The organism is Geovibrio ferrireducens (assembly GCF_026226615.1).
In the GTDB taxonomy this organism is placed as follows: Bacteria; Chrysiogenota; Deferribacteres; order Deferribacterales; family Geovibrionaceae; genus Geovibrio; species Geovibrio ferrireducens.
On record NZ_JAJAPB010000007.1, the window covers coordinates 88542 to 111167 of the forward strand.

Genomic DNA, 22626 nt, shown 5'->3' on the forward strand with positions numbered 1-22626 from the left:
TAAAGAGTAATAATAGCTTTGTTCATATTTATTTCAATAAAAATTTAACACTGATTTAGTCTCATACAATCATAGTAATCTGCTATAAAATAAAAAAGCCCGCGGTTTTTCCTCCGCGGGCCTGCATCAGGCATTTAGTCAGATAATTATTATTCCTGTTCGGCAGGTTTAAGATCTCCCAGCACATAGTCAATAACATCCTTTGCGCTGAAAGAGTGGTTGCCGTTTGTGATAAATTCCTTAACCGCGGCAAAGCAAGAACCCGCTGTAACCAAAGGCTTTTCGAAATAACCGTTCATATACTGCGTGGCGTGGCCTATGTTGGCGAGAAGGCCGTTGCAGAGGCATTTACGCCCTACCGTATCCTCCTCTTTACCGCCTTTGTCCACATATGATTTCACAGGCTCAGCGGGGCATCTGTAGCCCACTGTGCCGTCTTCCTTTCTGAAAAGTGTACGAAGATAGCCGAGATTGCAGATTCTGGGTCTCGCGGCATATTCCGAAGCCTCGGAAAGTGTACCGAGAACCTTAAGCACCTTAAAGGGAAACCCTGTGGGGGAGGCGAATATATCTGTCTTCACTTCGAACTTGCCGAAAGAGAGGATAGCCTTTCTGAGTTTTTCATCAAGCCCTGATTCTCTGCAAAATGCGAAAGCTGTTCCAAGCTGCACACCAGCAGCGCCTTTTTTGATTGCTTCCTTAAGCTTATTAGCCTCGGCGAATGCTCCGGCAAGCCAGAAGGGAACATCGAGTGACCTGAGTTTTTCAAGATCAATCAAGTCCTTATCCCCGTAGACAGGCTCACCCAAATCATCAACAACCATACCGCCTCTTGGAGGTGCGTTGTGACCGCCCGCGATGGGGTATTCCACAACCAGACCGTCAACCTTGCCTGTGGATTTCTTAACCATTGTTGTGGCCAGTATATTGGAGGAGATGATGGCAAGGAAGTCCGGCCTTTTAAGGGACGGAAGCCCGCTGCCGAAAAGCTCCTTCGGATCGAGGGAAATATGAAAGCTCTCATCCTTGAGCGCTCCCTCAACATTAAGCCTCATATCGCCTCTGAGGTTCTCGGAAAAGCGGTCGAGTATGCCCGGAATCTCTCTGGGAATCCCCGCGCCCATTATTACATAGTCAACCCCGGCGAGCATTGCCCCGTAAAGGGAAGCGAGGTTGGGAAGCTGTATTTTTTCAAGCAGATTAATGCCCACTTTGCCGCTGTGCCCTTCTTTGGCGAGGTAGACCTCCGCAAAGTTGGCGGCCACAGTGAGTTCAACAAGCTCTTTGGGTGAATTAATGCTGTGCATCGGCACATTCATATACCTGCCGCTTTCGGCGAGGCCCTCTTCCCTGAAATATTTTTTCAGAATTTTAGCAGCGGCATCCTGAAAGGGAAATGCGGCAAGAGCGCGTCTCATGTGTCCGCCTTTGTCACCTTCCTGAAGCCTTCTGGCGAAAATCACGTCCATGGCTACGCCTGAAACCACGCCGAGCTGCCCCTGTCTGGAGACCTCTCTGGCGAGTGTCCAGTTGGAAACCGCAGCGCCCATTCCGCCTTGTATGATAAGTGGATGACTCATTTTTTACTCCGAAAATGCAAATTAAATGTCGTTCGCACAAAATAAATTATTGTACCGGATTTTACAAGAGTTATATATCCCTTGCGTTAGCAGGATAAAAATATAACTTATGTATTATAGTTGACATGCAGAAACATACTGTAATAATACTATGCATAATCAGACAGGAAATACAAATTAAACCAAATATACAATAAGTTAACAGGTATTATTATGACATCGCTTCAGGAAACGAGTGAATCGGTTGCAATCAACCGGAGAAATTTTGTAAGAGCTAAAATCGCAATAAAAATGTGCGGCTTTTTCTTTGAGCAGGGGGACGACGGCTCAAAGGCTTACACTGGCGGCTGCTTCATGTGCAAATCACTGGACATGAGTGAGGGCGGCATGCAGATAATCCACAACGGCAGTCTTAAACCGGGTGACATAGTTGAACTGAGGACAAAAAACGCAATAACATTCCCCAAATGCCTTAAATGCGACCAATATTATAATATGAGATCTAAAATAGAGCTCCAGCCTCTGACCGTGCGCGTTGTGTGGACTCAGGGCGGCAGATGCGGGCTTGAATATGTAAATCTGTCAAACTTCAACAGAAATGTCATTTCTAAAATTGTCTGGCAGAAGCATATAGAAGAGACCAGAAAAGAGAAGCAAACTAAACAGTAAAATTTATCATCTAATAATTGATATTATTTTATTGACAACCCGACAGGTATGGAATATGCTTAGACATACATTACATTACCTAGGAGGATGCCAATGAGCCTTGTAACCAGACAAGCACCGCTTTTTAAAGAAATATCCGTCGTGGGAAAAGAATTTAAAGACGTAAGCCTCGAAAGCTACAGAGGAAAATGGGTTGTTCTTTTCTTCTACCCCCTCGACTTCACATTTGTTTGCCCCACTGAAATCACAGCGCTTTCAGACGCAACACCCGAATTTGCAAAAAGAAACGCACAGATAGTCGGCGTTTCCACTGACAGCAAATTCTCACACCTTGCATGGATTAACACTCCCCGTTCCGAAGGCGGCCTCGGCGAAATAGCCTACCCCCTTGTTGCGGATTTCACTAAAAAAATCTCCGAGGACTACGGTGTACTTCTCCCCGGCGGAATGGCTCTCAGAGCAACTTTCATCATCGATCCCGAAGGCGTTGTACAGTTTGAGCTTGTTCACGACCTCGGCATAGGCAGAAACGTTGACGAAATAATGAGAAGCCTTGACGCTCTCCAGTTCGTAAGACAGCACGGTGAGGTTTGCCCCGCAGGCTGGACACCCGGAAAAGACACGATGATCCCTGATCCTGAAAAGAAAAAAGCATTCTTTAAGAAGAACCCTGCGGGACATCAGTCTTAACAATAAAAATCCGCGCATCCTGCCGGATTTTTATACACGCTCGCGCCCTGCTTAGCAGGGCTTCGCTACACACGGTGCGCTCCTGTCCGTCTTGCCTGTAAAAAATTTTCCATCCTTGGAAATTTTTTATACACGCTCACGGGCGGGTCAACCGCCCTTCACTGCACACGGTGCGCTCCCTTCCATGGGAGCGTTTTCGTTTGCTGGCAAAGTCCTATTCAAATTTAAAAAGTATATATTTTCATAAATCATCCCCAGCCATCCTTCACAAATAAATGGAGTTTACCCTTATCAGCAACAGCTTCCCCCTTTGCAAAGGGGAACCGGAGGGGGATTTTACATATATAACAAGCCAGTAACTGTGCTTGCTGCCTGCTCCTGCGCTCCGTTCCCGGAGAATATAAGCTTACAAAGTTCTATAAACGGAACTGCGCGAGATATTGACACAGAACATTAAAAAGTAATAGAATAAGAGATAAATATAATCTTTTATCACTTATTCTTTTTTGCTTACGGTCTCCGAGGCCGCCTGTTGGCGGTTTGTACGATTATCTGAATCAAACCAAGGAGGAGACATGCCTATCGGCTGGAATGATTATGACCCGTCACAGTTCTTTGACGAGGTAATGGAAAAGAAAGGAACGCCCCGGAAGGCTTCCAGAGAACTTTTCGAGCATCTGAAAAAGCTTTCATCAAGAGACATATACACCCGCAAGAAAACAGCCGAGGCAGCAATAGTTGAACTGGGCATAACCTTCACCGTTTACGGGGAAGGGACAAATATAGACCGTGCCATGCCGTTTGACATCATCCCGCGCGTGATGTGCGGCGATGAGTGGAAAAAAATATCCGACGGACTCTCCCAGAGGCTGAAAGTTCTGAATATGTTCATCAACGACCTGTACAACAAGCAGGAAGTGATAAAGGCAGGGATAATACCTGAGGATGTTATATCCACCTCCCGCAACTTCCGCCGCGAGTGCATAGGCATGACACCTGCCCACGGCGCATGGGCAAACATATGCGGAAGCGATCTTGTGCGTGACCAGAGCGGAACCATGTATGTTCTGGAGGATAATCTCCGTGTTCCCTCCGGTGTTTCCTATATGCTTGAAAACCGCAAGATAACCAAAAGAGTTTTTCCCGAATTATTCAAAGATATAAATATCATACCTGTGGACGACTATCCGTCCAAACTGTTCGACATGCTCACCTCCATGGCGCCGGACGGAGCGTCAAACCCTGAGATTGTGGTACTCACGCCGGGAATATTCAACTCAGCCTATTTCGAACACGCCTTCCTTGCTCAGCAGATGGGCGCTGAGCTTGTGGAAGGAACAGATCTGCACGTCAGTGACGATAACAGGGTATACATGAAAACCATAGAGGGGCTTGCCCCTGTGGATGTGATATACCGCAGGATAGATGACGACTTCCTCGATCCGGAAGTGTTCAGGAGCGACTCTGCCCTCGGTGTGCCGGGGCTCATGCGTGCATGGAAGGCGGGTAATGTGGCAATAGCCAACGCTCCGGGAACCGGCGTGGCGGATGATAAGGTCGTGTATGCCTATGTGCCGGATATGATACGCTTTTATCTCGGTGAGGAGCCGCTTATCCCCAATGTTGAAACATATCTCTGCCGCAGGGAAGACCATATGAAGTATGTGCTTGAACACCTTGCGGAACTCGTGGTCAAGCCCGCAAACGAATCCGGCGGCTACGGCATGCTTGTGGGCCCCCACTCCACAAAGGAGCAGGTTGAAACCTTCCGGGAGCTTATCCAGCAGAACCCAAGAAACTACATCGCCCAGCCTACGCTGAACCTCTCGGTCACCCCTACCCTCACGGAAGACGGTATAGACGGCCGCCACATTGACCTCCGCCCGTTCATATTACAGGGTTCCGGAACATATGTCACCGCAGGCGGACTTACCCGTGTGGCTCTCAAAAAGGGCTCTCTGGTTGTCAACTCCTCGCAGGGGGGCGGCAGCAAGGACACCTGGGTTATAGAGGAGGAGGTGTAGCATGCTTTCAAAGGTTGCAAACAGAGTCTACTGGCTCGGAAGATACATGGAACGCACGGAAAACACGGCAAAGCTTGTAAATGTCTACACCAGCCTTCTGCTTGATATGCCGAAGGGAACTGATGTCGGCTGGCACAGCCTGCTGAAAATAACGGGCTCTGAGGAAACTTTCGGCAGCATGTACGATGAAATGAATGAGCAGAATGTTACCTCCTTTCTGCTGACCGAACAGAGACACATGGGTTCCATGCTCTGTTCCCTCTCCATGGCCAGAGAAAATGCCCGCACCAGCCGGGACATTCTTCCGAGGGAGGCATGGGAGGTTGTTAATGAAATATATATCCTTGCGAAAACAGATAAAGATACGATATTATCCCGCAGCGGGCGCTACCAACTCCTCACCCGCATAGTTCACAGCGGGCAGAGGCTTGAGGGGATACTCGCCGGAGGACTCAGCAGAAACCACACCCACACGTTCCTTCACCTTGGGCGGCTTATAGAAAGGGCAGATACCACAACAAGAATAGTTGATGCCGGAGCCCTGCTGCTGTCTGAAAACAGCCTGAAAAAGATGCGCAGTCTGGAAGGAATAGTATGGATGAACCTGCTGAAAACCCTCAGTGCATACCAGATGTACAGACAGGAAGTGAAAAGGCAGATTGTCGGTACGGAGGTTATCCGCTTCCTGCTTAAAGATGCCAGATTCCCGCGTTCGGTAAAATTCTGCGCAGACTCGCTGGAACTTCTGGCAACCAGACTGCCCAACTGCTACGCTGTGCGCGGAAAAATAAATATGCTGCTCCAGAAGCTGAAGGATTTCTCACCGGACGGAGCAGGCGAAATGGAAATACACAGATTCATGGATGACATACAGATTGAGCTTTACGATATAGACAGCGCAATATCAGCCACATGGTTTAACTCGGAACTTGCCGGATGAAAAGATTCCATTGCTCCTGTGGGGCGGAGATTTTTTTTGACAACACAAGATGCCTGAACTGCGAACAGGATCTGGGCTTTGACCCGGCAACTCTACGCATGTTCACCATTCAGGACGCCAAGGGCGGCTTTGTTACGGAGGTGGGAGAATCAGGCCCGCGTTTCCGCCTCTGTGAGCACAGGCCGGAGAATGTTCTCTCCTGCAACTGGCTGATAGCAGAGGACGACAGTCATGATGAGTGCGTAAGCTGCCGCCTTACAAGGATTATCCCTCACCTGAGCATTCCGAAAAATGTCAAACGCTGGCGCATTCTTGAAGATGCAAAAAGGCGGATGATCTACAACCTTCTCAACAACAGGCTCACCTTTGAAACAAGGGAGGAGAACCCCGAACAGGGGCTTGTGTTCGATTTCCTTGAGGACAGACGCTCCAACCCGCTTGTTTCGGAAGAACATATCTACACAGGCCACAACAGCGGCGTTATAACCATAAACGCAGCAGAAGCCGATCCCGAATACAGGGTTGCGGTGCGGGAGGAAATGAACGAACGCTACCGCACAAATCTTGGGCATTTCCGCCACGAAATAGGGCATTACTACTGGATGCGCCTTATTCAGAACACGCACTGGGAGGCTGAGTTCACCTCTCTTTTCGGCGATCCTTACTGGGATTACGACATCTCCCTGAAAAATTACTATGAAAACGGCCCCAGAGCCGACTGGCAGGAGTACCACATAAGCGCATACGCCAGCATGCACCCCCTTGAGGACTGGGCGGAGACATGGGCGCATTATCTCCACATGAACGATGCCCTTGAAACCGCAGTGTCATTCAACGTGCTTAAGCTTGAGTTCCGCAGGGACAACTTCCGCCAGATTTTCGCCAAATGGATGGAACTGGCAGTGGCAATGAACGCCCTGAACAGAAGCGTGGGCAAGTTTGATGCCTACCCTTTTGTTATCAAACACATGGTCTACAGAAAGCTGGAATTTATCCGCAGAGTGGTTACGGAAGCGAGGGAAAGTGCAGCTCCGGCGGTGTTTTCCGCCTGCGGAAGCAGCGGAGCACCGATTAATTAATCCACAATGTATGCCTTATTTTTAATCAGTTTCATTAAGCTTAATTAATAATTATTCTTAAGTATTGTCAGGTAATGAAATTTTCACGCTATTCGATTTATTTATAAAGGCATATTTCTTGCTTATCCCCATGGAGTTAAATCTGTTCCAAAACGGGGAAAATCAGTATGTCAGTCCAAAATACAGTTACCTATAAAGATGTTCTCATTCCGAAGGAGCTTATGGGGCTCATAAGCTACATGGCAGGGGTCGAGGAGTACAGGGAAGAACTGCGCACTCTCGGCGGTCAGTGGGATCTCTTAAGCATTCTGGGCAAGATAAGCGGCACAGGAACGGACATGACCGGAACCCGCGAGGGCTTCCGCCACCTCACCTGCGAACTCCTCAGCCAGCTTGGGCTTGAGCTTCTGGATAAAACAGTGCGGGAGATAGGCGCAAAGGCGCAGGTTGCAGTGGACATTCTCATAAGAAACCTGTTTGAGCGCACGGCGGATATAGGTTTTCTCGCCACTGACGATGATGTCAGGGAGTACATACTAAAAGCCGAAGAACTGAGAAAGATGCCCGCCGGGGATGAGGAGCAGATAAACCGCACAAGAATCAGGGAGGATATGACTGCCCGCATTCAGGAGCGGTTCGCTGAATATGTTTCCAAATACTCGGTTTATTTCAATATAGTCCTTCTGGACACTGAGGGGAATCTCATTGTTCAGCTTGATAAAAACAACAAAGTAACAAAATCCGCTGATCCGCTGATAAAAGAAGCGCTCACCACTAAGGATGAATTTGTGGAGGTTTTCAGATACTCCGATATTCTGCCCGCACATGAAAAATCGCTTATATATGCATACAGGGTGACAGACGGGGCAAACCTCCGTTATCTGGGTGTTTTATGCCTCTGTTTCAAGTTTCAGGACGAAATGAAGGAGATTTTCCGCAAGCTGAAAACCGGGGACGAGTGGTCGGTAATATCCATACTGGACAGCGAAGGGAAGGTAATAGCCAGTTCTGATCCTTATCAGCTTCCCATAGGCGCTCCGGTTGAAATGGTGAGCGGGGAATCCTACGGCATAGTCAAATTCGCAGGCAGAAAATACATAGCCAAAACATGCCCCACAAAGGGGTATCAGGGTTTCTTCGGCCTTGGCTGGTACGGGCATGTAATGATGCCCATTGAGCATGCGTTTTCATCCTCAAACGGCAGACGCGAAAGCATAGACCGCAGAATAATGGAAGCGGTAATGAGCGATCCCCGCCTCTTCTCCGAGGAGCTCCGCAGCATCCCCATTCAGGCGGACAAGATTCAGGGAGAGCTTGAACGCACGGTATGGAACGGCAATGTAAAAGGGAATGACCCTCGTTCCAAGATACTCCTCTGGAGCGTGTCAGACGCAGGAGCACGCACAAAAAGCGTATTTGAAAAGTCCATAGGCAACCTTCACGAAACAGTAGTGGACTCAATTCTGGGCAATGTGTGGTTCTGGGCGGCTCTGGCGGCGGACATAATGGACAGGAACCTTTATGAGCGCGCCAATGACTGCCGCTGGTGGGCGCTGACCTCAGCATTCCGCCGCATCCTCTCTGCCACGCCCTCCCCTAATTCAGAGGATCGTGCAAAGATAGCCTCCATACTTTCATACATCAACGGCCTTTACACTGTTTACTCAAACCTCTTCGTATATGACGGAACAGGAAAAATAACCGCTGTCTCAAATCAGGCGGATGAATACCTCGTGGGCACAGTGCTCACAAAGGAATGGGCAAGGCAGACTCTGGCACTGAAAGACAGCCAGAAGTACACAGTCTCCCCGTTTTCAGTAACCGAGCTCTATTCTAACAGACATACCTACATCTACGGAGCGGCGATACTCGCACCGGAAAACGGCAGGAAGACAGTTGGCGGAATAGGCATAGTCTTTGACAGCGAGCCTCAGTTCAGGGGAATGCTGAACGATTCCCTGCCTAGAGATGAAAAGGGGCGTATACCGGATGGCTGTTTCGGCGTATTCGCTGACAGGCAGAGGATGGTTATAAGCTCCACAGACCCGGAACTCAAACCCGGCGACATAATATACACCGATAAGGAGCTTTTCAGCCTTCCCGCCGGTGAGGGGACATCAAAAATTGTTGAGTACAACGGTTATTACTACGCAGTCGGTGCGCACACCTCATCAGGCTACAGGGAGTACAAAACGGAAGACGGCTACGTGAATGACGTTATAGGCCTTGTGTTCATGCCCCTTGCCAAAATATCTGACACAGCAGGTGTTAAGGTGCGCAGGCGCGATATGAACATACAGGTTTCCAGCGACAAAACAGGCATGGACTGCCTTGAGGCGGCAACCTTTTTCATAGGCACAAAATGGCTGGGGATCGATGTTAAGCATGTGGTGGAAGCAATTGACCCGGACGGACTGACCCATGTTCCCGGCAACAGGCGCTTTGTCAAGGGGCGCATAATCTATCAGGATGTTCCGCTCCTTGTAGTGGACATACGATCACTTCTTGAAATGCCTGAAAAGGAAATGGATTCTGAAACTCAGATAGTAATACTCACCACAGGAAAGGATAGGTTCGGCCTTGTGGTTGACGCTCTGGGAGAGATACCCGAAGTCCCCAACTCAAGGGTGGACAGGAGCGAGCACATACTTGAAAATTCAAAATATACCGACTGTATAGTGAAGCCTGACCCGAAATCAGGCCAGAAGGAGATGCTGCTTGTGCTTAAACCGGACGGCATAATAGCCGCACTGCGTGATATGCTCTAGCCGCTTTTTTCGCTGTCAGGGTTCATGCGCGAGGGGATGTAGACAATAAAGTCCGTCCCCTTCCCTTTCACGGAGTTCACCTCTATACGCCCGTGGTGCTTATCTATGGCTTCTCTTGCTATTATGAGCCCAAGACCTGTGCCCTTGTTCTTCGTGGTGAAAAACGGGGTGAACAGCCTCTCCAGCACCTGCTCCTCCATTCCGGGGCCGGAGTCGGAGATAACTATGCGGAGCATGGAACAGGCCTTATCCATCTCCTTGTCCATATACTTTATGGTGGGGTCGATGGAGATCTCCACCTCAATATCCCCTTCCGCCTGCGCCTCGCAGGCGTTTTTGAGTATATTGGACAATGCCATGAACAGCTTTTCCCTGTCTGCCTTAATTGTTCTCAGGTTGCGCAGAACACGGAAGCGGAGTTCTATGCGGGAGTAAACAATTTTTATTCCGTCCCTCAGTTCGCTTATGAAGCTTTCAACATCTATTTCATCAAACTTCACAGTCATTTCACTGAGCATGTGTATGTTGCCGAGGATAGATTTTATCCTGCCGCTCTCTTTCTGTATGATCCCTGCGCATTTCTCGATGTACTCATTCTTAGCCTTGGCGGCTATGATCTGCGCTGTGCCGTCTATGACTGTCAGGGGGTTTTTTATCTCATGCTGAAGTGAGGATATATCCATAATATCCCCAAGGGGCTGGTTGAACTCGTCAAGTGCTATCACAAAAAATTCGTAATCCTTGCGGGAGGAGATCACCTTTATCCCGTAAGTCCCTCTTGGAGTTTTGAAAACAAGGTTATCCCCGTTTATTTTGCCCAGAAGGAACTCACCGAACCTTCGTATGCCGAAGGCGGACATCTCATCCATGAGCAGTTCCGCCTGAAAATTCGCTGACTTCACCTTCCCCTCCCTTGAAACAGAAAAGAAAGCGAAAGGCACATCCTCGAATTTTTTGTGGGGAGTCATCACTCTGTCACATCGTATGGCTCGAAGCTGAAATCCGTGGCGTAGCTGTCCGTGATTTTATGGGTTCCTGTATCGACTTTGTAATACATAACGTTATCTGCAACAGGGAAAACGGCATAAGGAAACTGACGCAGTGATCTGTTCATGTAGTCCACCCACGCAGGCAAAGCTGCGCTGGCTCCTGCCATTGAGTGGCCTATGGCTTTGAAATCGTCAAACCCGATCCATACACCGCTCACAACATTGGGAAGATAGCCCACAAACCACGCATCCTTAAAATCGTTGGTAGTGCCTGTTTTGCCGCCTGTGGGTCTGTGGAGGATGCGTGCTCTTTTGCCTGTACCCTGCTCCACGACATTTTCCATAATCTCTGTCATTATCTGCGCTGTTTCGGGCTTGATAACGTCTGTTTTGCCTGAGGGTTTATATTCCCTGATCAGCTTTCCCCTGCCGTCCTCTATTTTTGTCACATAGTAAGGCTGAACCCTGTATCCAAGGTTGGGAAAAACGCTGAATGCGTAAACCATTTCAATGAGCGGAGCGGAACCGGAGCCTATGCTGATGGAAAGATCCCTCGCGAGGTGTTCCGTCATTCCGAATTTTTTAGCGTATGAAAGTATTGTGCCTATGCCTATTTTCTCGGCTATTTTGATTGTCACAACGTTTCTGGACTGTGTGAGCGCTTCCTTAAGTGTGGTCAGTCCGTAAAATCTGCCGGAGTAGTTTTCGGGCTTCCAGTACTCACCCTCTTCCTCCATGGGCTTTACCACAGGGGCATCATAGGTTTCCGTCATTACGTTATAGCCGTTCTCAAGTGCGGCGGAATAGACTATGGGCTTGAAGAGACTGCCCACCTGACGTTTCGCCTGAACAGCCCTGTTGAACATGGATTTTGAATATTCAAACCCGCCTGTGACAGCGAGGATCGCCCCTGTGTCCGGTTCGATCGAGATCAGCGCACTCTCCAGATCAGGGTCGGTCTCTATTTCGTAATAGCCGTTCTCCCTGTTCAGCACTGAAACAAAGATAACGGAGTTTTTCTTTATGATAGTGGCGAAATCCGTAAGGCGCGAATAACTTCCGCCTCTGGGTCTTGCCCACTTATTGTCATTGAGGCGGAGAATGCCTTTTGAACGGTCAGCCAGAAGTATTTCCGCCTGATTTTTCTCGACCTTGGTCACAAGCGCACGCTGAAAGCCCATGGAAAGGATATACGGCCTCTCCTCTTTAAGGATTTCATCAAGCCTTGCCTTGCGTTCCTCTGTGCTTTCACCGCTCTTTTCTTCAAACAGGGCTATGTCGCCGGAGTAGCCAAGCTCCTTATTAAGACGGAGAATATTGCTTTTGATGGCTGTTTCGGCATTTTTCTGCAAATCAAGATCCAGAGTTGTGTAAACCCTGTAGCCGCCGTTTTCCGGCTCCTCGTCATCAAGCTCGTCCTTGATGAATTTCACAACCATGTCAGTAAAATAACCGGCGTATGAGTTTTTCGGCTTTATCCTGTCTATGATCCTGACCTTTTCGTCTGCGGCTTTTCTGTAAACATCCTCTGTCACGTAGCCCGTTTCAAAAAGCCTGTAGAGAACATGGTTTCTGCGGCTCACTGCCTTTTCCATGCTGATATGCGGAGCGTAAATTCCCGGTGCTTTGGGGATTCCGGCTATCATAGCCGCCTCGGCCAGAGTGAGCTCGGAAGCTTTTTTGCCGAAGTAGTTCGCGGCTGCGGCCTCAACGCCGTATGCACCCCTGCCGAAATACACCTGATTGAGATACATTTCCAGTATCTCCTCCTTTTCAAGAAAGTTATCAAGGCGGTAGGCGAGGATTGCCTCTTTTATTTTACGCTTAAGCTTTTTCTCAGGAGTGAGATAGATTATCTTCACAAGCTGCTGGGTGAGCGTACTGCCCCCTTCAACAACCCTTCCTGCCTTCACGTTGGATACAAAGGCACGCATAATGCCCATCATATCCACGCCGCCGTGTTCAAAGAATCTGGCATCCTCAACTGCAACAACCGCCTGCCACATGTAGTCCGGCATTTCCTTTATGGATATGGGATAACGTCTTTCCGTACCCAGTTCTGCGATGGGGTCGCCGTTGCGGTCATATATTATTGTGGGTCTGTCGTACTGAAAATCCTTAAGCTGTTCAACGGACGGAAGCTGACGGCTGAGTATGTATATATAACCCAGAACGCTGCCGAAGGTGAAAAGCATAATAAAAAGCGCCGCGCCTATGATAAGGTACAAAGGCTTGGTGTTTCTTATAAACTGTCTTATTGTCTCTATCATTTTTTCACACTGTACTCAAAGAGCATGTCACGGAGCTTAGCCGCTTTTTCAAACTCCAATGCCTCTGCGTATTCCTGCATTTTTTTCTTAAGTTCGGCTATGTCTTTCTCTTTATTGCCCGTCAATCTTATACCATCCTCATCAGGCAGATCAACAGTTACATAGTCTTTTTCGTAGATGCTTTCCATTATATCGGAGATTTCGTTCCGTATGGTTTCGGGGGTTATGCCGTGCTCCTCGTTATAGGCAAGCTGCTTCTGCCTTCTGCGTTCGGTCTCCTCCATGGCGGACTGCATGCTGGGGGTTATCCTGTCCGCATAGAAGATAGCTCTGCCGTTCACGTTTCTTGCGGCACGGCCTATGGTCTGTATCAGGGAGCGCTCGGAACGCAGGAAGCCTTCCCTGTCCGCATCGAGTACAGCCACAAGGCTTACCTCCGGTATGTCAAGCCCTTCTCTAAGAAGGTTTATACCCACCAGAACATCAAACTTGCCCAGACGCAGGTTGCGGATAATCTTGATCCTCTCCAGCGTGTCTATCTCGGAGTGCAGGTATTCCACACGTACACCCACTTCCTGATAATATTTCGTGAGCTCTTCGGCCATGCGCTTCGTCAGGGTGGTGACAAGCACACGCTCGCCGTTTGCAGTTATCTTCTGAATCTCCGCCAGAAGGTCGTCCACCTGTGTTTTGGCGGAGCGAAGCTCAATCACAGGGTCTATGAGCCCCGTGGGGCGGATTATCTGCTCCGCAACTATCCCTTTTGAATCATTAAGCTCATAGTCCGCCGGAGTGGCGCTCACGTACATGACACGGTTTACCGCGCTGCGGAACTCCTCAAACTTAAGCGGACGGTTATCCAGAGCAGCAGGAAGGCGGAAACCGAACTCCACCAGGGTGGTCTTGCGAGATCTGTCGCCGTTGTACATGCCGCGGACCTGCGGAACGGTTATGTGCGATTCGTCTATGATGACAAGAGCATCCTTCGGCAGATAGCTCAGCAGAGTTGGCGGAGCCTCGCCGGTTGTGCGACCTTCAAAAAAGCGTGAGTAGTTTTCTATGCCGTTGCAGTAGCCCGTCTCCATTATCATTTCTATGTCATACATAGTGCGCTGGGTGAGCCTCTGCGCTTCAAGGAGACGGTTGTTCTCTTCAAGAAAGCGGCAGCGCTCCAGAAGTTCGTTTCTTATGTTCTTTACCGCATCTTCCCTTGTTATTTTATGGGTCACATAGTGCGTGGCGGGATAAACGGCAAGCTTCGGGCGCTCCCTTATGGTTTTGCCGGTAACAGGGTCAAACTCCGAAAGCCTGTCCACCTCATCCCCGAAAAACTCTATGCGGTAAGCCACCGAGTCCTCATGGGCGGGGAAAACCTCTAGGGTGTCCCCCTTAAGGCGGTATGTTCCCCTGTGGAAGTCATAGTCATTGCGCTCGTACTGGATCTCCACAAGCTTCTCCAGCACCTCCTCCATGTCGGCGGGTTCGCCTGTTTCAAGAACAACAAGCATCCCGCTGTAGGCCTCCGGCGAACCGAGACCGTATATGCAGGAAACACTGGCGACGATTATTACATCGCGCCTCTCAAGCAGGCTTCTTGTGGCGGAGTGGCGGAGCTTGTCTATCTCCTCATTGATGGAGGAATCCTTCTCGATGTAGGTATCGCTGGAGGGGACATAGGCTTCCGGCTGGTAATAGTCGTAATAACTGACAAAATACTCAACGGCGTTTTCAGGGAAAAATTTCTTAAACTCGCCGTAAAGCTGCGCCGCCAGAGTCTTATTGTGCGCTATTATCAGCGCTGGAACATTAAGACGCTGGATAACATTGGCCATTGTGTACGTCTTGCCGGAACCGGTAACACCCAGAAGAACCTGAGCATCCGCACCGTCGCGGAAATTCTCCGTAAGCTGGTCTATGGCGGCGGGCTGATCCCCCGCCGGAAGATAATCGGAATTAAGTTTAAAACTCATGAAAGTTATTCTATATTTTTTTAGCGTCTGTACAATGGATAATTAGTATCTCCGGAGATAAAAGCTTGATTTTTTCATCATACGGTAATATTCATTTTGTTTCGGAAGAATAAAAAGCAGGGCGCTGAAAGGTGTCCTGAAACTTTTATGAAGGTGACAGAAATGCCTATTTACGAGTACAGATGCAGGTCATGCGGAAAAGTTACAGAAATGATGGAAAGCATCACAAGCGTTGAGAAAGTAAAGGAATGTCCCGCCTGTAAGGGTGAGGCGGAAAGGATCATGTCCGTGAGCGGCTTTCAGCTTAAGGGCGGCGGATGGCATGATCAGGGGTATTCAAAAAGCCCGTCATGCGCATCAGCAGATTCGGCTTCGCCTAAGTGCGCCTCCTGCCCTGCCGCAGCGGGTAAATAGAACAACCGGAGCAGCGCCCGCGTAATCAGGTGGGCGCACTGTTATTATATCAGCCTGCGGTTCCGCCGCCGGCTTTGTGAACAGAGTTGATATAATCCCCAAGGATGCTGTCAGTCTTGCTTATGTGGTGCGCAAGCCAGTCCTGCATTTTTCTCTGAAGAGTCAGAGGAAGGGAGACAGAGTAGCCTTTTGAGAAGTAGATGTCTTTTATCTCCTCAAAATCAGCCTTGAATTTTTTGTGCTGAATGATGTGGAACTCCATGTCGTGATAGTTGTTTTCACGCATGAATTCCTCTTCCCTCGGAAGATATTTGAGTATATGAAGCTCAACAAAACGCATGGTTTTACGGATTTCTTCCTTACCCTCGCCGTTTTTCATAGCTTCGAGCAGACGGTTCATGGCGGCGACAAAAAAGCTGTGCTGCTGATCCATGAACTCTATTCCCGTGATAAAACCGTTCCCCTTTTTAATCATGGATATTCCCTGTCTAGTATTGAATTTGATAATAATCAGTTTTACAACAAGACGAAAACGAACACAATCTTTATTCGGAGAAAATTTTTAATATTTTTCAGACCCGTTATGCAACAGGCGGTTGCGAGATAAAGACAGGTTTTTCCTCCGGCTTGCCGTAAAAATATCCCTGACCGTAATCCACGCCGAGAAGCGTTATCTCACGGGCTATGGTCTCGTTGAAAATAAACTCCGCCACAGTCTTCATACCTGAATGTCTGGCGAGGGAAACTATGGAGGCTATGATCTCTCTGGAAGATTCATCCTCCTCCACCCTTTTAACGATAGATGCGTCTATCTTGAGGTAGTCCGCCCGGATGTTCATGAGGTAGTCAAAGTTTGAAAAACCCGCTCCGAAGTCATCTATGGAGATCTTCGCCCCGCCTGATTTGAATTTTTCAAATATTCTGTTTGTTTCATCTATACTTACAAGCTCCTGAGACTCAACAATCTCAATAACAAGCCTGCCCAGCACGCCGTTGTTTTTTGCCACGGTGAAGAGATAGTCCATAGTATCACGGTCGAAAATATCCTCAACGGACAGATTTATGGAAAACTGGTACGGCAGGTTCTTGAACACCGCAACGGACTTTTCTATCACGCGGGCTGTAAGCCTTGGGTACATATTGGTTTTCTTGGATATGTCAAGAAACTTAGCAGGGCTTATCACATCCCCGTTCTCGTCAATTATCCTCATAAGGCATTCATACTTTTCGCTGTCCCCGCTCTTAAGGTCTATTATCGGCTGATAATAGGCTGTTACGCGGTCATTTTTCAGCGCATCGGAAACCTTGCGGATTATCTCAAGGTTTTCCTCAAAATCGGCAATGATCCTGTTATCTGCCTGAGAATAAACAAGAATATCCTGTTTGAGCTTTTTGGCTCCGTTCAGTGCCATGTCAGCATAAGCCAGAAGATTATCCTTATCCGCGGCTATCCCCGCAGTGAAGTAAATCATCTTATCCTCACCGTGGCGTTCCTGAAGAATGGAACCCACCCTGCGCATGGCGGAGGCTATCTTCTCCTTAAACACGAGTATATCCGCATTGTCGGCCAGTATTCCGAACTTGTCCGAGTGAAGTCTGTAAACCGAGTAGCCGGAAAGCGCCGGGCAAGCCACAAACTCTCTGGCGGTTTCTATCAGAATACGGTCGGCAAAATGATTGCCGAAAAACTCGTTTATCTGCTTGAAACCCCTTATATCCAGAATGGCAAGCACAGGGTATTCGATCGGTTCGGCATCGTTTATAAGCTTGACCCTGCTTCCCAGCCCCGTAAGGCTGTCGCTGTTGAAAAGCTCCTCAATCCTGTTGCGGTTTTCCACAAGCTCGGTAATGTCATTGGCGCAGGCGATATATTCGATAACCTCGCCTGATTCGTTAAGGATGGGCGCTATTGTCGCACTTATGTAAAAGCTTTCCCCGTCTTTTCTCCTGTTTCTCAGAACACCTTTCCACACTCTGCCCTTGGTTATTGTTCCCCAGAGATCCTTGAAGTTTTCTATGGGTGTTGTGGGGTGCTTGATTATGTTATGCCTGTTGCCGATCAGCTCATCCCTGCTGTAGCCGCTTATTTCGCAGAATTTATCATTAACATATGTCATAACGCCGAACTCATCGGTTATTGTTACCACCGAGCTCTTATCAAGGATCGATTTGTACTGCTCAAGGAGGTTTCTGTGCCCCTCCTGCTTTCTTTCAAGCCTGCGGATCATCCTGTAAATCAATATGCCTGAGATTATCACCGCAATGAAGAGATATGAAATCACCCTTTTAACCTCTTCCAGATCAGCCTTAACAAGCTTTTCTATAAGCTGGCGCTCCTCTTCGAGCTGTTTTTCAAGGTCGCTGAAATAAAAGCCTGTGCCGATAACCCAGCCCCACGGCTTGTACTCTGTGACATAGGTCATCTTCCGTTCAGGGATCACTGTGTCCGGCCTGGGCCAGAAGTATTCCACAAATCCACCGCCGCTCTTCACTATTTTATCTATTTCCTGAAAAATGTACTGCCCGTCCCTTGAGCGCATATTTTTCAGATTTTTCCCTTCAAGCTCAGGAGTGACAGGATGCACAACCGCCTGAAAATCCATGGTATTTACCCAGAAATAACCAACGCCGTCTCTGCCGTAGCGTTCACGGCGGATGGAGTTCTTAACCCTCTCCTTAGCCTCCTCCTCCGCACTCTCCACAGTAAAAGAGCTTCCTATAAACAGAGGGGAATCCTTCAGCTTCTGCACATAGCCAATCTTTCTGCCGCCGCTGCTGGATAAGTTATCCTGAATCATGTATGAGCCGAATCCGCCACCGCTGTCCCTTAATTCAGAGAGAATAGCCTTCATCTCCGATCCGCCTTTGAGAATCTCCATTATGTTCCTGCCGATGAAGCTTTTATCCTCTTCGTGGTAAATTACTTTTCCGTCTTCTGCCACTATGAAGAAACGGTCTGAATCATCCGCGCCTTTGAAAGCGGAGATCATCCTGCCGAAGTCCGCACTTCTGTATGAACCGCCGCGGGAGAGGCTCAGACTGACATATTCCGCCGCTGAGGAAACCTTAAGCGCGACAGAGGACTTTTTCCTCTCCATGTTGTTTTCCCTTATGGCATCCATTCGCTTTATCATCCGCTCAACTTCGTTCTTCACTTCTTCCTGACTGTTTTCCACAAACCTTTTTTCCAGCAGAGCGGCGCGTTCCATGTAATCGTTCTTGGAGTTGGCATTCACAAAATACATGACAACCGCAGAAAAAATCATCGCGGTGGAGAGGGAGGCAAATAAACTGAGCAGCGAAGCGCTGTATTTAAAAGCGGACATTTATGCACCTTCAAATAATAGTTCAAAAAAAATAATTCCTATATTGTAACTATTATTTTAACAAATAACAATCTTTCCTCTTGTATTTTTGTTCGCCGGATAATAATTTATTGACCTGCGGAGAAAACTGGAATGGCAAATTTAGCTACAAACAAAAAAGCATTTTTTGACTACGAGATAATTGAGAAGTTTGAGGCGGGTCTCGTTCTTCAGGGAACTGAGGTCAAATCCGCAAAGGGCGGAAATGTAAACCTCAAGGACTCTTTTGTAAAAATCATCGGTGAAGAAATGCACCTGATCAACTGCCATATCTCCGAGTATAAACAGGGGAACATCGCTAACCATGAGCCTACACGCTCACGCAAGCTGCTGCTTCATAAGAAAGAAATTACACGTCTCATCGGCAAGATGAACGAAAAGGGGCTCTCTGTGGTTCCCTTAAGCATCTATCTCAACTCCCGCAACCTTATCAAGGCAGAAATAGCGCTCGTTAAAGGCAAAAAAAGCCACGATAAGCGGCAGGTTATCAAAGAACGCGACCTGCAAAGGGAAATTAGCAGAGAATTTAAGATCAGATAACCCCACCTTCTCAGTCCATAATACCTTTTATTCAAGATACTTAGGTATCGTCATAATTTAATACATAATTTATCTCATTTTTCCCATTGACGAACTTTCCATACGGATTATGTTTGTATGTACAAGCAAGGAGAACGCAATGGAAGGTCATACGCCTACAAAATGTCTTTATGCAGCGAGTATGGGATTTGCAAGGCAAATATCAAAGCTCGCCGAGGAGTGTTTCTCAAAGACAGGAATGCACCCTTCGCAGGCTTTTCTCCTTATGCTGACTGCAGACGAACCGGGCATAAGCCCCACCAGGGCTGCTGAACTGCTGGCACTCGCCCCATCCACCATAACCCGTTTCGCGGATGGTCTGGAGAGAAAAGGCTATATAACAAGAGACAGATGCGGCAAAAACGCCGAAATGTACGCCACTGACAAAGGGCGGGAAATGACAAAGAAAATAACCGAAGCATCGCTGAAACTGTATGAGCTGTTTTCTGAGAAATTAGGAAAAGATGAGGCTGACAGTCTGGCTCAGCTCATAGGCGAAGCTGCGGAGAAAATGAGATAAATCTCTATCAAATAATAAGAACAAGGTTTAAGGAGGATACCATGAAAACACTTGTGCTTTACGGCCATTCATCACCTGAGCAGTCATTCTCAAATGCAGCCATAGTTGCGGAGCTGGCTAAACTGCCTGATGTAAAAGTGAGAACTCTCGCGGAACACAGAATAAACGGCCATTTTGATGTGGCAGCGGAGCAGAAGGAGCTTGTTGAGGCCGACAGAATAGTTTTTCAGTTTCCGTTTAACTGGTACAGCCTGCCGTGGCTCCTCAAACAGTGGGTAGACGAAGTACTCACATACGGCTTCGCATACGGCGAAGGAGGCGACAAGCTGAAAGGCAAGCCCGTTATACTCTCCTTTACCACAGGAGTTCCCGCAGAAGGGTATGTTAACCCCACTACGGATGCGCTTCTGCTGCCTGTTAAGCAGACTCTGGCTCTCACTCAGATTAAGCTGGAGGAGAGCGAATCATCCAACGGAATGATGTATATCCCCGGTTTTGCCGGAGATAAGGATGAGGTACAGGGCAAAGCGCTTGCACATGCGCAAAGGCTTGCCGCAAGGCTTAAATAAATATCAGAAAACGTGCCCTCCCGACACGGAGGGCGCGCCTTTTTGTTTTGTAAGCTTACAAATGTCTTGCACTTAAATGCCGAACATATATACTAACTGTCCTCATGGGGGCGATTGGTTTCGACGGGGAATCGTAGGTCCTGGGAGCATGCCGAGGTCGGCACCTCGTTAATTAGCCGGCAAATAGTAACTGCAAACGAAGAATTTGCACTCGCTGCTTAATTGACGGCGACGCACAGAGCGAGGCCTGCTCACGGCTGACCCGAGTGCGCCAAACAATAGTGAGCCAAGACCTTTGAACCGCCTTGCGCAAAGGGACTGAAACCTAAAGGCTTACTTTAAATCATAGCTGTCTGTGGCTGAGATTTAAGGGACACCTGATCACAGAACAAGCATGTAGCGCCTTCGACTGTAAGTTTTTCGGACGCGGGTTCGATTCCCGCCGCCTCCATTTTTTCTAATATTATCAGCAGTTTACAGCAATGTATAATTTCTTGTACACAAACGTGTACACAGGAGCATTGCTATAAAGTCCAAATACCTTCAATTTAATACTTCATGCTTCTACTTTAGAAAGCGCATACCGCTTGATATGATTAATACGCTCGGACGCAGGGAAATAAAATTTTCTCTTGATTCAAGCGACTTATTGTATTCAAATACTCTTGCGAATGTATATAATTATTCCATTGAAAAATTCTTTAAGCAGGTAAGAATGTTCGGACTATTAAAACCAGAGCTAAAAGAGCTTGTCTGCAGGTATTTTTGGGATAATGTACCACGATTAGGCTCTATTGGACTTTCTATAAATAATCAAAATCAAAAAGAAGGTAATTTAGAACGTTTTCTCGTGAACTTCCAAGATATAATTAATGTTAAGATTGACCGAGAACACTGCCCTTTTATTGTTGGTGGAGATAAAGGTGAGGGTGTTACGGAATATTTAGAAAAGAACGGGATAATAGTAAACAATAAAGACTATCAACACCGAATGCTCTACAAATATTGTAGTGATGTCAATAAAGATCTTGCACAGCTTTTCCTCAACTACTCTAATGGAAATTATGACAACACTCAATTTGAGAAAAAATATGGAACACCACACGAGATAGTTTTAGATAAAAATAACGAAACAGAGATTAAGCATTCAAGATTTGAGCAACAAAAACCTTATATGCTTTCTGAAGCAATTAAAGCCTATATTAATGAAAGCAAAGCATCGGGCATAACCGATAAAAGCATCAGTGAATATAGCTCTGCTTTGGAGCTGTTTATTCGTATACAGGGTGATTCGGACGTGACAGCTATAACCAGAGAACAGCTTGTAAAAACAAAAACAATCCTTGCCAAGCTTCCGCCTAACCTGAACAAGAAAACTGCCTATAAAAATAAATCTATAGAACAAATTATACGCCTGAAACATAAGCCTGTTTCCCAGACAACCTTAAATAACTACATGATAAGGATTTCGCAGCTTTTCACATGGATGGAAAAATACGGCAAAATCCAGACTAACATAGCCAAAGACCTGACTACTAAAATCAAAACCTCAAACAGGGATTTCAGAGAAGTTTTCAGTGATGACATGATAACCGCTTTTTTCACCTCATCAGAATATCTCACCACAGATAAACCCGAAAACCACTGGATACCTCTCATTGCCTTATTCTCAGGTATGAGACAAAACGAAATATGCCAGCTTTACGTTGACGATATTAAAAACAAAGAAGGCGTGTATTACTTTGATATAAACAGCAAGCAGGATAAGCAGCTAAAAAACAAATCTGCCGAACGCATGATTCCCATTCATCAGACTCTCATTGACCTCGGCTTTATAACCTATCTTGAAGCATGTAAGGCTAAAAAACATACCCGCCTGTGGAAGAACCTTCTAAAAGGCAGAGACGGGTACGGAACAGCTTTCAGCCAGAGAGTCAACCGCCTTATAGATAATGTGGTTACAACCAACAGCAAAGTTAATTTCCACTCATTCAGGCATACTTTCGCAAACCAGATGAAACAGACAAGCGGTATTGACCTTAATATAATCGAAGAACTGCTCGGACACTCCAGAGGTTCAGAAACTGCTGACAGGTACGGCAAAGCATACGAGCCAAAGGTTTCCTTGCCCGAAGTAAACAAGTTACGTTACAGCTTCGATTTTAGCCTCTTAAAAGGTAAGCTTTTATTGAAGCTGTAA

Annotated in this window: 17 protein-coding genes, 1 other RNA gene and 1 pseudogene; 13 read left to right on the top strand and 6 right to left on the bottom strand. The window is 47.4% G+C overall.

From position 1 onward, the window contains the following. Positions 1-149 precede the first annotated feature (149 nt). Positions 150-1580 carry a nitronate monooxygenase gene (locus tag OSQ85_RS09215; protein ID WP_265822614.1) on the bottom strand — a complete coding sequence of 477 codons (1431 nt, stop codon included), beginning with the start codon at positions 1578-1580 and terminating at the stop codon, positions 150-152. A gap of 213 nt (positions 1581-1793) precedes the next feature. On the opposite strand from OSQ85_RS09215, the gene OSQ85_RS09220 reads away from it, so the two are divergent. From OSQ85_RS09220 to OSQ85_RS09245, 6 genes are all read left to right on the top strand, one after another. Continuing rightward, positions 1794-2249: a PilZ domain-containing protein gene (locus OSQ85_RS09220; RefSeq protein WP_265822615.1), complete on the top strand. Its 456-nt coding sequence runs from the start codon at positions 1794-1796 to the stop codon at positions 2247-2249. Between the two features lie 93 nt (positions 2250-2342). Then, a complete protein-coding gene (locus OSQ85_RS09225) occupies positions 2343-2939 on the top strand; it encodes a peroxiredoxin (protein ID WP_407649350.1) in 597 nt (198 codons plus the stop codon). A 575-nt stretch (positions 2940-3514) separates the two neighbouring features. Beyond that, entirely contained in the window at positions 3515-4963 is a 1449-nt protein-coding gene (locus tag OSQ85_RS09230; RefSeq protein WP_265822617.1) for a circularly permuted type 2 ATP-grasp protein, read from the top strand. A 1-nt stretch (position 4964) separates the two neighbouring features. Next, on the top strand, positions 4965-5903 hold the full coding sequence (locus tag OSQ85_RS09235; protein ID WP_265822618.1) for an alpha-E domain-containing protein: 939 nt from the start codon (positions 4965-4967) through the stop codon (positions 5901-5903). Beyond that, on the top strand, positions 5900-6982 hold the full coding sequence (locus OSQ85_RS09240; RefSeq protein WP_265822619.1) for a zinc-binding metallopeptidase family protein: 1083 nt from the start codon (positions 5900-5902) through the stop codon (positions 6980-6982). The genes OSQ85_RS09235 and OSQ85_RS09240 overlap by 4 nt, the downstream gene beginning before the upstream one ends. Positions 6983-7149: 167 nt before the next feature. Further along, positions 7150-9750, top strand: coding sequence for a chemotaxis protein CheW (locus OSQ85_RS09245; protein ID WP_265822620.1), 2601 nt, complete (start codon positions 7150-7152; stop codon positions 9748-9750). Here OSQ85_RS09245 and OSQ85_RS09250 read toward each other — a convergent pair. From OSQ85_RS09250 to uvrB, 3 genes are all read right to left on the bottom strand, one after another. Beyond that, the gene (locus OSQ85_RS09250) at positions 9747-10652 is read right to left on the bottom strand and encodes a two-component system sensor histidine kinase NtrB (protein WP_265822621.1); all 906 of its coding nucleotides are present in this window, start codon (positions 10650-10652) and stop codon (positions 9747-9749) included. The genes OSQ85_RS09245 and OSQ85_RS09250 overlap by 4 nt on opposite strands. 65 nt (positions 10653-10717) lie before the next feature. After that, positions 10718-13009, bottom strand: coding sequence for a penicillin-binding protein 1A (locus OSQ85_RS09255; RefSeq protein WP_265822622.1), 2292 nt, complete (start codon positions 13007-13009; stop codon positions 10718-10720). Continuing rightward, positions 13006-14979, bottom strand: a complete 1974-nt coding sequence (gene uvrB / locus OSQ85_RS09260) for an excinuclease ABC subunit UvrB (RefSeq protein ID WP_265822623.1) — start codon at positions 14977-14979, stop codon at positions 13006-13008. The genes OSQ85_RS09255 and uvrB overlap by 4 nt, the downstream gene beginning before the upstream one ends. A gap of 162 nt (positions 14980-15141) precedes the next feature. Between uvrB and OSQ85_RS09265 the strand changes: the two genes are divergently transcribed. Then, positions 15142-15393 carry an FmdB family zinc ribbon protein gene (locus tag OSQ85_RS09265; protein WP_265822624.1) on the top strand — a complete coding sequence of 84 codons (252 nt, stop codon included), beginning with the start codon at positions 15142-15144 and terminating at the stop codon, positions 15391-15393. Between the two features lie 49 nt (positions 15394-15442). Here the strand turns inward: OSQ85_RS09265 and OSQ85_RS09270 are convergent, their stop codons facing one another. Both OSQ85_RS09270 and OSQ85_RS09275 read right to left on the bottom strand, forming a co-directional pair. Beyond that, positions 15443-15868 (bottom strand): bacteriohemerythrin, encoded by a 426-nt coding sequence (locus OSQ85_RS09270; RefSeq protein WP_265822625.1) that lies wholly within the window; start codon positions 15866-15868, stop codon positions 15443-15445. Between the two features lie 106 nt (positions 15869-15974). After that, positions 15975-18719: a cache domain-containing protein gene (locus OSQ85_RS09275; protein WP_265822627.1), complete on the bottom strand. Its 2745-nt coding sequence runs from the start codon at positions 18717-18719 to the stop codon at positions 15975-15977. A gap of 132 nt (positions 18720-18851) precedes the next feature. Between OSQ85_RS09275 and smpB the strand changes: the two genes are divergently transcribed. From smpB to OSQ85_RS09300, 6 genes and pseudogenes are all read left to right on the top strand, one after another. After that, the gene (smpB, locus tag OSQ85_RS09280) at positions 18852-19298 is read left to right on the top strand and encodes an SsrA-binding protein SmpB (protein ID WP_265822628.1); all 447 of its coding nucleotides are present in this window, start codon (positions 18852-18854) and stop codon (positions 19296-19298) included. Positions 19299-19437: 139 nt separating this feature from the next. Next, positions 19438-19857 carry a MarR family winged helix-turn-helix transcriptional regulator gene (locus OSQ85_RS09285; RefSeq protein WP_265822629.1) on the top strand — a complete coding sequence of 140 codons (420 nt, stop codon included), beginning with the start codon at positions 19438-19440 and terminating at the stop codon, positions 19855-19857. A gap of 41 nt (positions 19858-19898) precedes the next feature. Further along, a complete protein-coding gene (locus OSQ85_RS09290) occupies positions 19899-20426 on the top strand; it encodes an NAD(P)H-dependent oxidoreductase (protein WP_265822630.1) in 528 nt (175 codons plus the stop codon). Between the two features lie 106 nt (positions 20427-20532). After that, positions 20533-20880: a transfer-messenger RNA gene (ssrA, locus tag OSQ85_RS09295) on the top strand. Between the two features lie 72 nt (positions 20881-20952). Further along, positions 20953-21129 (top strand): annotated as a pseudogene (locus tag OSQ85_RS14130) (DUF6538 domain-containing protein); the annotation flags it as partial. A 12-nt stretch (positions 21130-21141) separates the two neighbouring features. Continuing rightward, positions 21142-22626, top strand: coding sequence for a site-specific integrase (locus OSQ85_RS09300; protein ID WP_265822631.1), 1485 nt, complete (start codon positions 21142-21144; stop codon positions 22624-22626).